Below are 14,657 nucleotides of genomic sequence, written 5' to 3' on the forward strand. Positions count from 1 at the left end.
TGCAGCAGTGCAGCGTTGCCCTGAGGCGTGAGCGAACCCATCAAGATCGACATCTGGTCCGACATCGCGTGCCCGTGGTGCTACATCGGCAAGCGCAAGTTCGAGAACGGCAGTGCGACGTTCGCCGGCGCAGGCGAGGGCCGCGCGGTGGAGGTCGAGTACCACTCGTTCGAGCTGTCGCCCGACACCCCGGTCGACTTCGACGGCAGTGAGGTGGACTTCCTCGCCGGGCACAAGGGCATCCCTGCGGAGCAGGTGCACCAGATGCTCGACCGCGTGACCGGGATCGCCGCCTCGGTCGGCCTCGACTACGACTTCGACGCCCTGCAGCACACCAACACCGTGAAGGCGCACGAGCTCCTGCACTTCGCCAAGGCGCAGGGCAAGCAGCCGGAGCTGGCGGAACGGCTCTTCCAGGCCTACTTCATCGAGGGCGGCCACGTCGGCCGCGCCGAGTCGCTCGCGGACCTCGCCGCGTCGGTCGGGCTCGACCGCGACGCCGCGCTGGCGGCGATGGAGTCCGGCGAATATCTGGACGCGGTGCGCGACGACCAGCGCACGGCGGCCGAGTACGGCATCAACGGCGTCCCGTTCTTCGTCGTCGAAGGCAAGTACGGCGTCTCGGGCGCGCAGGACGCGGCGACGTTCGCGCAGGTTCTGGAGCAGGTCTGGACCGAGCGCGCGGCGGAGCCGGCGGAGGCGAACGCGTGAGCGCCGCCGACGGCGGCACGCCCGTCGCGCCCGCGCCCGCCGCGCCGCGCCCGCTCCTGACGCCGCTCGGCGACCCCGCTGCCGCCGCCTGCGACGGCGACACCTGCGCCCTCCCCGCCTAACCAACTGGCAGAACACGCCGTCTCGGACGTGCCCGAGACGGCGTGTTCTGTCAGGGCGATGCCAGGGCCGAGCGGATTCTGCGAAGAGCTTCATGTGCGCCTCGGGCGACCTGCGCGTTGTTGAGTCGGACGATGCGCCAGCCCAGGCGCTCGATCTCCCAGAGCCTGTCCATGTCCAGCCGATACTGATCGCGGTCTGTTCGGTGGTGGTCGCCGTCGTATTCGATCGCCACACGGCAATGCGGATACGCGAGGTCCAGGTGATATGTCCGGTTCGGCCCCGCGATCACGTAGTTCACCGCGGGCTCCGGCAGGCCGTTCTGTACGATCGCCAGCCGCAGCCGCGTCTCCATCGGAGAATCCGTGCGCGCTCTGACAAGATCGACAGCGCTCCGAAGCGTTCGGATCCCGGGTCGTCCGTCCGATCGGGCGACCGCGGCGCGGAGTTCCAACGGATCGGTGAGTGGCTTTTTCCGGCGAACGAGCGCGTCGCCGACCACGACGAGTTCATCGAGGCTGAGGCCACGGCCGAGTTGACACCAGACCTCGGCTGGATGTGGGACCGGCAGTCCTCGGACCATTCGCGAATGCGGCGCCGCGACGAGCTGGTGTCCGCGAACACCACGCATTCGCGGGGCACGGGCCGGCATTATGACCGCGACATCGATCAGCGGGTCTTCTTCGATGGTGACGGGAAGCGGGAGCTCCAGCAGAAGTGCGGCAGTTCCGTGGCTGAAGATGGCGCCAGGTGCCATCACCTGTCGGTAGGCACGGCATCGTTCGACGAGCCCAGTCGGCGAATCCGTTGCGGCGATCCGCACACCACGAAACGGCGCCGTGAGGTCGGACCTTCGGAGCCTGGGCTGAGACACTCCCGCCTGGCGCGCGGCGCGCACGCTGAACGCGTCTGACCGGAGGATCGGCGGAAGTTCTCGTGCCTGCTGCATCCGCTCACCCTCGCAGGGCCGCCAGCCCGCTCAAGAGTTATCCACAGGCCTGGGCAACGAGTTGGCAGAACACGCCGCGAGCAGCACGCCCGAGACGGCGTGTTCTGCCAGGCGGATCCGCTATTCCGGGTCGGTGATGTCGGCGAGCGTCGCGTCGAAGCCCGCGAGCAGTGCGTCCGCGTCCACGAAGAGCGAGTAGCCGTGCTCGCCGGCGCCCATCGAGACCGTGCGGCCGGCCACGGTCGCGTCGGCGATGACGGGCCACGCGGTGGTGCTGCCGAACGGTGTGATCGTCCCGCGCTCGTAGCCGGTAGCGGCGAACGCCACCGAGGCGTCCGGGAGCTGCAGCTTGTTGACGTGCAGGACGGCGCGCAGCTTCGGCCAGGAGATCTTGCGGCCTCCCGGGACCAGGGCGAACACGAAGGTGTCGTCGCTGCGCTTCACCACGAGCGACTTGACGATGTCGCCCGGCTCGATCCCGAGCAGCGACGCGGCCTCCTCGAGGCTGCGGGCGGCGGGCCGCTCGACGATCCGCACGGGGATACCGCGGGCCCGGGCATCCTCCTCCACACGTCGGCGGCCACCGCCGGTTTCCACAGTTTCGCTGCTCTCGGCCATGTATCAGCACGCTTTCTGGGAGAATCGATGCAGATGTCTACTACCGCAACCCTAGCTCCCCGCACGGAGACGAGCCCGAAGCTGGCCATCGGCCCGCTCGCCCTCGACGTGCCGGTCGTCCTCGCACCCATGGCGGGGATCACGAACACCGCCTTCCGCCGGCTGTGCCGAGAGTTCGGCGCCGGGCTCTACGTGAGCGAGATGATCACCTCCCGCGCGCTGGTCGAGCGCACCCCCGAGTCGCTGCGCCTCATCACCCACCACGAGTCGGAGACACCGCGCAGCATCCAGCTCTACGGCGTCGACCCCAAGACGGTCCGCGAGGCGGTCACGATGCTCGTCGCGGAGGACCGCGCCGACCACATCGACCTCAACTTCGGCTGCCCCGTGCCCAAGGTCACCCGCAAGGGCGGCGGGGCCGCGCTGCCGTGGAAGCTGAACCACTTCTGCGAGATCGTGGAGGGCGCGGTCGCGGCGGCGGGCGACATCCCGCTGACCGTCAAGATGCGCAAGGGCATCGACGGCGACCACCTCACCTACCTGGAGGCCGGCAAGGCCGCCGAGGGCGCCGGCGCCGCCTCGATCGCGCTGCACGCCCGCACGGCCGCCGAGTTCTACTCCGGAAACGCCGACTGGTCGGCCATCGCGAAGCTCAAGGAGACGATCACCGGCACGCCGGTGCTCGGCAACGGCGACATCTGGTCCGCCGCCGACGCGATCCGCATGGTGGAGGAGACCGGCTGCGACGGCGTCGTGGTCGGCCGCGGCTGCCTCGGCCGGCCGTGGTTGTTCGGCGACCTGGCGGCGGCCTTCCGCGCCCGCGCGGGCGAGATCAGCGCCGAGGAGGCGGCGCTCGCGCAGGCTCACCCGACGCTCGGCCAGGTGGCGGCGACGTTCCGCCGGCACGCCGAGCTTCTGGTCGAGTTCTTCGAGAGCGAGGAGCGCGGCTGCCGCGACATTCGCAAGCACGTCGCCTGGTACTTCAAGGGCTACCCGGTCGGCGGCGACCTGCGCGCGAGCCTCGCGACCGTCGACACACTCGCGCACCTGGACGACCTGCTCGCCACCCTCGACTGGAGCCAGGAGTACCCGGGCGAGGCGGCGGAAGGCCAGCGCGGGCGCGCCGGCTCGCCGAAGCGCCCCGCACTGCCCGAAGGCTGGCTCGACAGCCGCGAGCTGGCCGGCAGCGCCCGCGCGGAGGTCGCCGAGGCGGAGGTGCACAACAGTGGCGGATAGCGCGACGACGCTGGTCGACAGCGTCCCGGGTGACGACTACACGGAGCGCGACCGGGAGCGCTGGCTCCCCGAGCAGCACTCCAGCCGCCGCAGCGACTTCGCCCGGGACCGGGCGCGCCTGCTGCACTCCAGCGCACTCCGCCGGCTCGCCGCCAAGACCCAGGTGCTCAGCCCCACGGCCGGCCTCGACTTCGCGCGCAACCGGCTGACCCACTCCCTGGAGGTCGCCCAGGTCGGCCGCGAGCTCGCGGCGAGCCTCGGGCTCGACCCCGACATCGTCGACACCGCGTGCCTGGCGCACGACATCGGCCACCCGCCGTTCGGCCACAACGGTGAACGCGCTCTCAACGCCTGGGCCGAGGACATCGGCGGCTTCGAGGGCAACGCGCAGACGCTACGGCTGCTCACCCGCCTGGAACCGAAGGTCTTCGGCCGCGACGGCCGCCCCTACGGCCTCAACCTCACCCGGGCCAGCCTCGATGCGAGCTGCAAGTACCCGTGGCCGGAGACCAGTTCGGTGCCCGATCCGAGCGGTCGGGCCAAGTTCGGCTTCTACGCCGACGACCACGCCGTGTTCGAGTGGATGCGGGAGGGCTCGCCCGAGCGCCAGCGCTGCATCGAGGCGCAGGTCATGGACCTCTCCGACGACATCGCTTATTCGGTGCACGACTTCGAGGACGCGGTGGTCAACGGCTACATCGACGTGGCGGCGCTCGGCAGCCGCGTCGACCACGACGACCTGGTCCGCTCGATGTACGAGTGGGTGGGCGGCGAGTTCAGCCACGACGAGCTGATCGCGGCGTTCGACCGCCTCGACAGCCTGGAGATCTGGCTCGACCGCTGGGACGGCTCCCGGCGGGCGCAGGCACATCTGAAGAACCTCACCAGCCAGCTCATCGGTCGCTTCGCGCACGCCGCGGTGCACGAGACGAAGCACCGCGCCGGCGGTGTGGAGCTGCGGCGGTTCGGCGCCGATGTCGTGGTGCCGGCCGCCATCCGGGCGGAGATCGCCGTGCTGAAGGGCATCGTCGCGACCTTCGTGATGTCCCGCAACACGCGCCAGCCGATCTACGCGCAGCAGCGGCAGGTGCTGATGGCGCTGGCCGACGTGCTGCTCTCGCGCGGACCGGAGGAGCTAGACCCGGGATTCCAGGAGGATTGGCGCCTCGCGGACAGCGACGCCGCGCGCAAGCGCGTGGTGGTCGACCAGGTCGCGAGCTTGACGGACCAGTCCGCGCTGAGCTGGTTCGAGCGCCTCGTGCAGCACTGATCCGGCGCGCCGGGCGCGGGCTTGAATCGGCAGCCCGTGTGCAGAATGCTTGAGGGACGGCGAAGGAGGACACGCATGAGCAGCCCACAGCCCCCGGCGGACGGGGACCGGCCCACGGAGGCCGAGCCCGGCGCAGCGGAGCCGTCGACCGCAGCGAAGCCGTCGCGCGCGCCCGCGAAGCGCACGCCGTCCCCGCGCAAGCGCGCGCCGAAGAGCGCCCCGATCTCGCCGGCCGGCGAGGCGCCGGAGATCCTCGACGCGATGCTCGGCAAGGCCGCGACCGAGGACACAGTCGAAGCCACCGCTCCCGCCAAGCCGGCCACCCCGCGCCGCCGCCCGGCCGCGTCGCGCAGCAAGGCGACGCCGGCCCCGGACACCTCCACCTCGCCGGTGGAGCCTCCCGTGGAGGCCGTGGCCGAGCCTCCCGAGACGGAACCCGCGACCGTGGTCCTGCCGACAGCGGACGACTTCTACCGCGCGCCGACCGCGGAGACCGAGATCCTGAACCCGCGCCCGGCATCGTCCGCAGCGCCGACCGCGTCCGCGCCGGACACCACGGACTCTGAGACCACCGAGATTCTTCCCGCGTCGCCCGCCGCCGAGCCGGTGCCGGTCGGCGCGGTCGCCGAAGACCTCCTGGCCGGCACCGCGGCGGAGGCCACGGCCACCGCTGCCACCCCCGCGCCCGGCGCTCCGGTCGACGAGGAGGCCCCGCCGGCTCCCGCCGCCGGACCGCACGCCCCGCGCCCCGGTCGCAGCATGAACGAGCTCGCCGAACGCCTGGACGACTCGCGGTTCTTCTCGTCGCTGTTCGACTTCACCTTCACCAGCTACGTGACCCGCCGGCTCGCCGGGCCCGTCTACGTGGTCGGGCTCGTGCTGATCGGCCTCGGGATCGTCGTGGGCTTCTCCAACAGCCTCGGCATCGCGATCGCGACCCGGTCGCCGGCCGGCGCGTTCGTGTTCCTGCTGGGCGTCCTGGTGACGCTCGTGGCCGCCATCCTGAGCGTCCTCCTGCTGCGGGTGACCATCGAGGTCTTCTGCGCGATCATCGAGATCGCCCAGAACACGCGGCGGAGGCGGCCGCCGCGCGACTGAGCCGTGTGAAGTCCGCGGGGGTCGGTCGCGCTCACTAGAATCGAGTGCATGGCAGGCCGGATTCGACAGAGCGACATCGAAGAGGTCAAGGCCCGCACCAACATCGCCGACATCATCGGCGACTACGTCAGCCTGAAGCCGGGCGGCGTGGGGTCGCTCAAGGGCCTGTGCCCGTTCCACGACGAGAAGAGCCCGAGCTTCAACGTCCGGCCGGGCGTCGGCCGTTACCACTGCTTCGGCTGCGGCGAGGGCGGCGACGTCTACGCGTTCCTGGTGAAGCTCGACCATGTCTCCTTCACCGAGGCGGTCGAGCGGCTGGCCGGCCGGATCGGCTACCAGCTCCACTACGAGGAGGGCGGGGGAGGCCCGAGCGAGTCGAGCGGCAACCGCGCCCGGCTGCTGGCCGCCAACAACGCCGCCGAGGAGTTCTTCCGCGAGCGGCTGGCGGCGGCCGACGCCGACCCCGGCCGACGGTTCCTGGGCGAGCGCGGCTTCGACGCGGCCGCCGCAACGCACTTCGGCGTCGGCTTCGCCCCGAAGAGCTGGGACGAGCTCACCAAGCACCTGCGCGGCAAAGGCTTCACCCCCGACGAACTGCTGGCGGCGGGCCTCGTCTCGCAGCGCGACCGCGGCGTCTACGACCGGTTCCGAGGCCGCCTGGTCTGGCCGATCCGCGACGTGACCGGGCAGACCATCGGCTTCGGCGCCCGGCGGCTGCTGGAGGACGACAACGGCCCGAAGTACCTGAACACCCCCGAGACCGCGGTCTACAAGAAGGCGCAGGTGCTCTACGGCCTGGATCTCGCGAAGCGGGACATCTCCCGCAACGACCAGGTCGTCGTGGTGGAGGGCTACACGGACGTGATGGCCTGCCACCTCGCCGGGATCACGACCGCCGTGGCCACCTGCGGGACGGCGTTCGGCGTCGACCACATCAAGGTCATCCGCCGGATCATGGGCGACGACAACAGCAGCGGCTCGGTGATCTTCACCTTCGACCCGGACGCTGCGGGTCAGAAGGCGGCTGCGCGGGCGTTCGGGGAGGAGCAGCGCTTCTCCGCCCAGACCTACGTGGCCGTCGGCCCGGACGGGCTCGACCCGTGCGACCTGCGGCTCTCCGGCGGCGACGACGCGGTGCGCCGGATGATCGACGCCCGCAAGCCGATGTTCGAGTTCATGATCCGCCAGGTGGTCGAGCGCTTCGACCTCGACACCGTTGAGGGCCGCACCGCCGCCCTGCGTGCCGGGGCGCCGATCGTGGCGACCATCCGCGACCCCGCGTCGCAGAACGGCTATACGCGCGAGCTCGCGCGGCTGACCGGCGCCGACCTGCAGGACGCACTGCGCGCGGTGCGCTCCGCCCAACGCAGTACCGGTGGAGAACAGCGGAGCACTCGTGGCGATCAGCGCGGCGGGCGCGGCGACGACAACGCCCGGCAGGGCGGCCGACGCGATGGCGCTCCGCAGCAGTATCAGCAGCCGACCCCGGACGCCCCCGCCCCGATCCGCGAGCTCGACCCGACCGACCCCACCCAACGCACCGAGCGGGAGAGCCTCATGGTGCTGCTCCAGTTCCCGGACGAGGTCGGCGCCGAGCGCGCCGCCCGCGTCGTGCAGGTGCCGTTCGTGAACCCGACGCACGCCGTCGTCCGTGACGCCATCGCCAGCCAGCTGCCGTCCATCGCCGACCCCGGCTGGGTGGACCGCATCCTCGCCGAGGTGCCGCAGGCCTACGCCCCGACCGTGAACGCCCTCGCCGTCGCCGCGCTGCCGCAGACCGGCTCCGACGTCGGCCGCTACGCCCGGTCCATCCTGGATGGTCTCATCGACCGCGATCTGCTCCGGGAGAAGGCCGAGCTGACCTCCCGGCTGGCCCGCACCGACCCGCAGAACGCGGACCTCCGGCGGTCGCTGCAGGTGGCGCTGGCGTCGATCGATCGCGAACGGATGCGGCTGCGCGGCGAATAGCGCGGCACAATAGATCATGAACACGCTCCGGCGACGGAATCCGTAGCAGTGTGCGCAAATGCGCGCGGAATTGTTGCGCCGATGTAAAGATTGCGCCGCGATCCGCGACAAGGTGCGCACTCCGCGCGGCATTCGTGCTAGGACTGTGGCTACGCGATTCGGCGACGAAGCGCTCGCGTGCGCTCCGCCGGATCAGTGACCCCACCAAGGAAGAGGTAATCGGATATGAGATCCGTAAAGATCGGCGGACGGCGCCTGCTCGCCGTGTCGGCCGCATTCGCGGCCGCGGCGCTGGTGCTCGCGGGCTGCTCGGGGAGCAACAACGGCTCCGGTGGCGGCGGCGGCACGCTGACCATCGGCACGACCGACAAGATCACGTCGATCGACCCGGCCGGCTCCTACGACAACGGCTCGTTCGCCGTGATGAACCAGGTGTACCCGTTCCTGCTGAACTCGCCCTACGGCAGCCCGGACGTCAAGCCGGACATCGCCGCCAGCGCGACCTTCACGTCGCCGACCGAGTACACCGTGAAGCTGAAGCCGAACCTGAAGTTCGCGAACGGTCACTCGCTGACCTCCGAGGACGTCAAGTTCACCTTCGACCGCCAGCTCAAGATCAACGACCCCAACGGTCCCGCGTCGCTGCTCGGCAACCTGGACAGCGTCAGCACCCCGGACAAGACGACCGCGGTCTTCAAGCTCAAGGTGCCGAACGACCAGACCTTCGCGCAGGTGCTCTCCAGCCCCGCCGGCCCGATCGTCGACCACCAGGTCTTCTCGGCCGACAAGGTCACCCCGGACAACACCATCGTCAAGGGTCACCCGTTCGCCGGCCAGTACGACATCACGAGCTACGACTTCAACAACCTGATCGCGTACAAGGCGAACCCGAACTACCAGGGCCTGCTCGGCAAGCCGGCCACGGACAAGGTCAACGTCAAGTACTACGCGGAGTCGTCGAACCTGAAGCTCGACATCCAGAAGGGCGCGATCGACGTCGCGTTCCGCAGCCTGTCGGCGACCGATGTCCAGAGCCTCGGCACGGACAAGAACGTCAAGGTCGTCAAGGGACCGGGTGGTGAGATCCGCTACATCGTCTGGAACTTCAACACCCAGCCGTACGGTGCGACCACGCCGCAGGCCGACGCCAAGAAGGCCCTCGCCGTGCGCCAGGCCGCTGCCGACCTCGTCGACCGCGCGACCATCGCCAAGCAGGTCTACAAGGACACCTACACCCCGCTGTACTCGTACGTCCCGCAGGGCCTGACCGGCGCGACCACCGTGCTGAAGGACCTCTACGGCGACGGCAACGGCGGTCCGAGCCTCGACAAGGCGAAGGCTGCGCTCCAGGCCGCAGGCGTGACCACCCCGATCGCGCTCAACCTGCAGTACAACCCGGACCACTACGGCCCGTCCTCCGGCGACGAGTACGCGCTCGTGAAGGAGCAGCTCGAGAACGGCGGCCTGTTCAAGGTCAACCTGCAGTCGACCGAGTGGGTCCAGTACTCCAAGGACCGCGTCAAGGACCTGTACCCGGCCTACCAGCTCGGCTGGTTCCCGGACTACTCCGACGCGGACAACTACCTGTCGCCGTTCTTCGCCAAGGACAACTTCCTCGCGAACCACTACGACAACCCCGAGGTCCAGCAGCTGATCACCCAGCAGCTGGGCACGACCGACAAGGCCGCGCGCACCCAGCTGATCGAGCAGATCCAGGCCAAGGTGGGCGCCGACCTGTCCACCCTGCCCCTGCTGCAGGGTGCGCAGGTCGCCGTGGTGGGCAAGAACGTCAACGGCGCCGACAAGACGCTCGACCCGTCGTTCAAGTTCCGCTACGCAGCCCTCTCGAAGGGCTAGGCCGCACCTTCAGGCCGAACGGGGGGGGGGGGGGGGGGGGGGGGGGGGGGGGGGGGAGAGGGAGCCCCCCCCCCCCCCCCCCCCCCCCCCCCCCCCCCCCACCCACGAACCACCCACGATTGGCTCCCATGACAGCGACGGTCAGCGGACCCGCGGCGCCCACCGCGCCCGGTCCCGAACGAACCACAGCGCGTCGGCGACCTGGAGGCGGCCTCGTCCGCTACATCGTCATCCGCGCGCTCCTCATCATCCCGACGATCTTCATCCTCGTCACAGTCGTCTTCTTCCTGATGCGGTCCACGGGCGACCCCATCACGGCGGCACTCGGCGGCAAGCTCCCTCCCGCACAGCTCCAGGAGCGCATCCACCAAGCCGGTTACGACCGGCCCCTGATCGTGCAGTACTTCGACTACCTGGGGCACCTGCTCCGCGGCGACTTCGGCACGACCTTCACCGACAACCAGCCCGTGACGCAGGTGCTGCTCCACTACGGCGCCGCGACTCTGGAGCTCGCGTTCTACGCGCTCATCGTGGCGTTCATCGTCGGCATCCCGCTCGGCCTGATCGCCGCGTACTTCCGTGACAAGTCCGGCGACGCGTCGCTGCGCATCTTCGCGATCCTCTGCTACGCCACCCCGGTGTTCTTCGTCGGCATGGTGCTGAAGCTCGTGTTCTCGATCTGGCTGAACGTGCTCCCCGTCGCGGGCCGCGCCTCGACCAGCTCCGAGATCGAGATGCAGACCCTCCCGAACACGACCGGCATCTACCTGATCGACGCGTTCCGGACCGGGGACCCTGCGGTGGTCGGCGACGTGCTGCTGCACGCGGTGCTGCCCGGCCTCACGCTCGGCCTCCTCACCGCCGGCATCTTCCTGCGGCTCGTGCGGACCAACGTCATCGGCACCCTCTCCACCGACTACGTGGACGCGGCACGTTCGCGCGGCGTCAGCGAGAGCCGGCTCGTCCGCAAGCACGCCTACCGTCCTGCGCTCATCCCCATCATCACGGTCATCGGCCTGCAGATCGCCCTCCTCCTCGGGGGCGCGATCCTGACCGAGACGACCTTCGAGTGGAAGGGGCTGGGCTTCCAGCTCGAGCACTATCTGCAGTCGCGCGACTTCGTCGCCGTGCAGGGCATGGTCGTCCTGCTGGCCGTCATCGTCGCGGTCACGAACTTCATCGTCGACATCATCGCGGCGCTCATCGACCCGAGAGTGAGGTACTGACATGGCCTCGCAGAAGCGCACCATCTGGAGCCGGCTCCCCGTCGTCCACCAGCTCCGCCAGTCCGTCGGACTGCAGCGCGGGATGCTCGTGACGGGACTCGTGCTGACGGCCCTCTTCATCCTGGTCGCCATCTTCGCCCCGGCGATCGCGCCGTACGGCTTCGCGCAGCTCAAGGACGCGCACGGCCAGTTCGGCTCGCAGATGCCGCCGAGCGCCGCGCACATCTGGGGGACCACCGTCGGCGGCTACGACGTGTTCTCGCGCGTGATCTGGGGCGCGCAGACGGCGATCCTGGTCATCATCGTCGCCGTCATCCTGTCGATCTTCGCCGGCGTCGTCCTCGGGCTGGTGTCCGGGTACTTCGGCGGCTGGGTCGACCGGGTGGTCGTGGTGATCGCCGACGCGGTCTACGCGTTCCCGTCGCTGCTGCTGGCGATCGTGATGGCGATCGTCATCTCGGGCGGGCAGTCCAGCCTGTGGGGCGGTATCCTCGCCGCCGCGATCTCGATCACGGTGGTCTACATCCCGCAGTACTTCCGGGTGATCCGCTCGGAGGTCGTCCGGATCAAGGCGGAGGCCTACGTCGAGTCGGCGAAGGTGATCGGGGCCAGCAACGGCCGGATCATGTTCCGTCACGTGCTGCGCAACTCCACCCGCACGCTGCCGCTGATCTTCACGCTGAACTCCTCCGAGGCGATCCTGACGCTCGCGGCGCTGGGCTTCCTCGGGTTCGGCATCGAGCCGACCGCGGCGGCCGAGTGGGGCTACGACCTCAACAAGGCGCTGTCCGACGTCACCAGCGGCATCTGGTGGACCTCCATCTATCCGGGTCTGGCGATCGTGCTCGTCGTGCTCGGCATCACGCTCGTGGGCGAGAGCCTCAACGACCTCGCCGACCCGCGCCTGCGCGGCCGGCGCCGCGCCGCCGAGGCGTCGGGGCTGGTCGCCGAGACGTCGGTGGTCCCCGGCGGTCCGCTGGAGGCGGGCCCCGGCGGCATCGACGGCCTAGAGGGCGGAGAGTCGTTCGACGAGCACGGAATCGAGGTCAAGCCATGAGCGATGTCGTCACCATCGACAACCTGTCCGTGACGTTCTCCACCGACGCCGGCGCCGTGAAAGCGGTCGACGATGTCACCCTGCGGGTGTCGCCCGGGGAGGTCCTCGCGATCGTGGGGGAGTCCGGTTCGGGCAAGACCGTCACCGCCAAGACCATCCTCGGCCTTCTGCCGGAGACTGCGACCGCCTCGGGCGCCGTGGTGCTGCGCAGCAAGGACGGCGCCACCGAGGCGGATGTCATCTCGCTGAACAAGAAGGAGCTCAGGGAGGTGCGCGGCACCGACGTGGCGATGGTCTTCCAGGAGCCGTCCACCGCGCTGAACCCCGTCTACCAGGTGGGTTGGCAGATCGCCGAGGGCCTGCGCGCCCACAACAAGCTGTCCAAGAAGGAGGCGCAGCAGCAGGCCGTCGACATCCTGCGCCGGGTCGGCATCCCGGAGCCGGAGAAGCGGGTCAAGTACTACCCGCACCAGTTCTCCGGCGGTCAGAAGCAGCGCATCGTCATCGCGATGGCGCTGGTCCTGAACCCGGGGCTGATCGTCGCAGACGAGCCGACCACCGCGCTCGACGTGACCGTGCAGGCCGAGATCCTGGACCTGCTGCGGCGCTGCCGCGACGAGTTCGGCGCGGCGATCGTGCTGATCACGCACAACATGGGCGTGGTCGCCGACCTGGCCGACCGGGTCGCGGTCATGTACCAGGGCAAGGTCGTGGAAGAGGCCGACGCGCGCACGCTGTTCGCGGCGCCGCAGGCCGAGTACACGCGCAAGCTCCTGGGCTCCGTGCCGCGCATCGGCCAGGGCCTCATCGCCACGCAGGACCGGGCGATCGCCCGCGCCGAGCGTCCGGAAGAGGCTCCGGTGGTCGCCGCGCGCGACCTGCGCATCCAGTACCCCGGCCGCCTCGGCCGTCCCGGGTTCGTGGCGGTCGACGGCGTGAGCTTCGACATCCGTCCGGGCGAGGTGCTCGGCCTGGTGGGCGAGTCCGGCTCCGGCAAGACCACGATCGGCCGTGCCATCGCCGGTCTCGGCAAGGTCACCGACGGCTCGCTGAAGGTGCTCGGGATCGAGATGAACGGGGTCAAGGAGCGGCAGTTCCGCAAGGTGCGCAGCGACATCGGCTTCGTGTTCCAGGACCCGGCGTCGAGCTTCAACCCGCTGCTGACGATCGCGGACTGCGTGGCCGAGCCGCTCGTGGTGCACGGCCGGGCGTCCTCGCCCGCCGCCGCACGCGGACGGGTGGACGAGCTGCTGGAGGCCGTCCAGCTTCCGCGCAGCTACGGCGACCGGTTCCCGCACGAGCTCTCGGGCGGCCAGCGGCAGCGGGCGAGCCTCGCGCGCGCCCTCGCCCTCGAGCCGACGCTGCTGATCGCCGACGAGCCGACCTCCGCGCTCGACGTCTCGGTGCAGGCGCGTGTGCTGGAGCTGTTCGCCGACCTGCAGCGGGAGTTCGGGTTCGCCGCGCTGTTCATCAGCCACGACCTCGCCGTCGTCGACCTGCTCGCCGACCGGATCGCGGTGCTGCACCGCGGCAAGCTGGTCGAGGAGGGCACGGGCGCCGAGGTGCTCGGCAACCCGCGCGAGGCGTACACGCAGCGGCTGCTGGCCTCCCTGCCGGTGCCGGATCCGGTGGAACAGGCCGACCGGCGGGAGGCGCTGCGCGCTCTCCAGGCCGACAGCGCCTAGGGTCGATCATGTGAGTTCCGAACCTGCCATCCTCGTCAGCGACCTGTCCGTCGAATATCCCGCCAGGGGCGTCAGCCCCTCGTGCGTCGCCCTCCGCGGGGTGAGCTTCCAGCTGGAGGCCGGACAATCGCTCGGGGTCCTGGGCGAGACGGGTTCGGGAAAGAGCACAATGGCCGCGGTGCTCGCCGGGCGGGGGCTTCCCCTCCGCTCCGGCGAGCCCGGCCCGCGGATCAGCGGCGGCGAAGCGACGGTGCTCGGGCACTCGCTCCGGCACGCCCGCAAGCGGGACCTGGCCGAGGTGACCTTCCACGTCGGCTATCTGCCGCAGGAGGCCGCCGCGTCGCTGGAGCCGTCCCTCTCGGTGCAGGACAACGTCACGCTGCCGATCTTCGAGCGCGACGAGGACTACAACCGCCGGGCGGCGGGGGAGCGGGCCGCGCTCATGCTGGACACGGTGCACCTGCCGCTCAGCGTGCTCGGGAAGTATCCGTATCAGCTCAGCGCCGGGCAGCGTCAGCGCGTGGCGCTCGCCAGGGCGCTGGTGCTCGGCCCGCAGGTGCTGATCGTCGACGAGCCGACCGCCGGCATCGACGCCACGGTCCGTGATGCGGTCATCGACCTCCTCGCCCGGCTCCGTTCCCACGAGGGCTTCACGGCCGTTATCGTCAGCCACGACCTGTCCGTGCTGCGCCGCGCGACCGACAACTCGCTGGTGCTGCAGGGCGGCCGACCCGTCGCCTACGGGCCTATCGAGCAGGTGCTGGCAGACCCGTCGCACCCCTTCGTGCGCGGGCTCGCGGACGCGCTGAAGCCGCCGCAGCGCCGGCGCGAGCGCCGACCGCAGATCGCGGCGAACTGACCG

13 protein-coding genes are annotated in these 14,657 nt (G+C 70.3%); 11 read left to right on the forward strand and 2 right to left on the reverse strand.

From position 1 onward, the window contains the following. Positions 1-27: 27 nt before the first annotated feature. Entirely contained in the window at positions 28-711 is a 684-nt protein-coding gene (locus tag AC1ROW_RS02160; RefSeq protein WP_493017221.1) for a DsbA family oxidoreductase, read from the forward strand. Next, positions 708-833 (forward strand): hypothetical protein, encoded by a 126-nt coding sequence (locus tag AC1ROW_RS02165; protein ID WP_493017222.1) that lies wholly within the window; start codon positions 708-710, stop codon positions 831-833. The genes AC1ROW_RS02160 and AC1ROW_RS02165 overlap by 4 nt, the downstream gene beginning before the upstream one ends. 50 nt (positions 834-883) lie before the next feature. On the opposite strand, the gene AC1ROW_RS02170 is transcribed toward AC1ROW_RS02165, so the two are convergent. Then, positions 884-1,588: an endonuclease domain-containing protein gene (locus AC1ROW_RS02170; RefSeq protein WP_493017223.1), complete on the reverse strand. Its 705-nt coding sequence runs from the start codon at positions 1,586-1,588 to the stop codon at positions 884-886. A 312-nt stretch (positions 1,589-1,900) separates the two neighbouring features. After that, a complete protein-coding gene (locus AC1ROW_RS02175) occupies positions 1,901-2,398 on the reverse strand; it encodes an aminoacyl-tRNA deacylase (RefSeq protein WP_493017224.1) in 498 nt (165 codons plus the stop codon). 33 nt (positions 2,399-2,431) lie between these two features. On the opposite strand from AC1ROW_RS02175, the gene dusB reads away from it, so the two are divergent. The 9 genes from dusB (at position 2,432) to AC1ROW_RS02220 (ending at position 14,654) form a co-directional block, all read left to right on the forward strand. Next, the gene (gene dusB, locus AC1ROW_RS02180) at positions 2,432-3,634 is read left to right on the forward strand and encodes a tRNA dihydrouridine synthase DusB (RefSeq protein ID WP_493017225.1); all 1,203 of its coding nucleotides are present in this window, start codon (positions 2,432-2,434) and stop codon (positions 3,632-3,634) included. Then, positions 3,624-4,904, forward strand: a complete 1,281-nt coding sequence (locus AC1ROW_RS02185) for a deoxyguanosinetriphosphate triphosphohydrolase (protein WP_493017226.1) — start codon at positions 3,624-3,626, stop codon at positions 4,902-4,904. The genes dusB and AC1ROW_RS02185 overlap by 11 nt, the downstream gene beginning before the upstream one ends. Positions 4,905-4,979: 75 nt before the next feature. Next, positions 4,980-6,002 (forward strand): DUF4282 domain-containing protein, encoded by a 1,023-nt coding sequence (locus tag AC1ROW_RS02190; RefSeq protein WP_493017227.1) that lies wholly within the window; start codon positions 4,980-4,982, stop codon positions 6,000-6,002. A gap of 48 nt (positions 6,003-6,050) precedes the next feature. After that, the gene (dnaG, locus tag AC1ROW_RS02195) at positions 6,051-7,970 is read left to right on the forward strand and encodes a DNA primase (protein WP_493017228.1); all 1,920 of its coding nucleotides are present in this window, start codon (positions 6,051-6,053) and stop codon (positions 7,968-7,970) included. A gap of 225 nt (positions 7,971-8,195) precedes the next feature. After that, complete coding sequence (locus AC1ROW_RS02200; protein ID WP_493017229.1) at positions 8,196-9,827, forward strand: ABC transporter substrate-binding protein; 1,632 nt, start codon at positions 8,196-8,198, stop codon at positions 9,825-9,827. A 128-nt stretch (positions 9,828-9,955) separates the two neighbouring features. Then, positions 9,956-11,053, forward strand: coding sequence for an ABC transporter permease (locus AC1ROW_RS02205; RefSeq protein ID WP_493017230.1), 1,098 nt, complete (start codon positions 9,956-9,958; stop codon positions 11,051-11,053). 1 nt (position 11,054) lies between these two features. Beyond that, positions 11,055-12,110 (forward strand): ABC transporter permease, encoded by a 1,056-nt coding sequence (locus tag AC1ROW_RS02210; protein ID WP_493017231.1) that lies wholly within the window; start codon positions 11,055-11,057, stop codon positions 12,108-12,110. Next, entirely contained in the window at positions 12,107-13,795 is a 1,689-nt protein-coding gene (locus AC1ROW_RS02215; protein ID WP_493017232.1) for a dipeptide ABC transporter ATP-binding protein, read from the forward strand. Before AC1ROW_RS02210 ends, AC1ROW_RS02215 begins: the two co-directional genes overlap by 4 nt. Before the next feature lie 10 nt (positions 13,796-13,805). After that, positions 13,806-14,654: an ATP-binding cassette domain-containing protein gene (locus tag AC1ROW_RS02220; RefSeq protein ID WP_493017233.1), complete on the forward strand. Its 849-nt coding sequence runs from the start codon at positions 13,806-13,808 to the stop codon at positions 14,652-14,654. Positions 14,655-14,657: the final 3 nt, after the last annotated feature.

This window comes from Leifsonia sp. GW821-FHT13C09 (genome assembly GCF_058806435.1).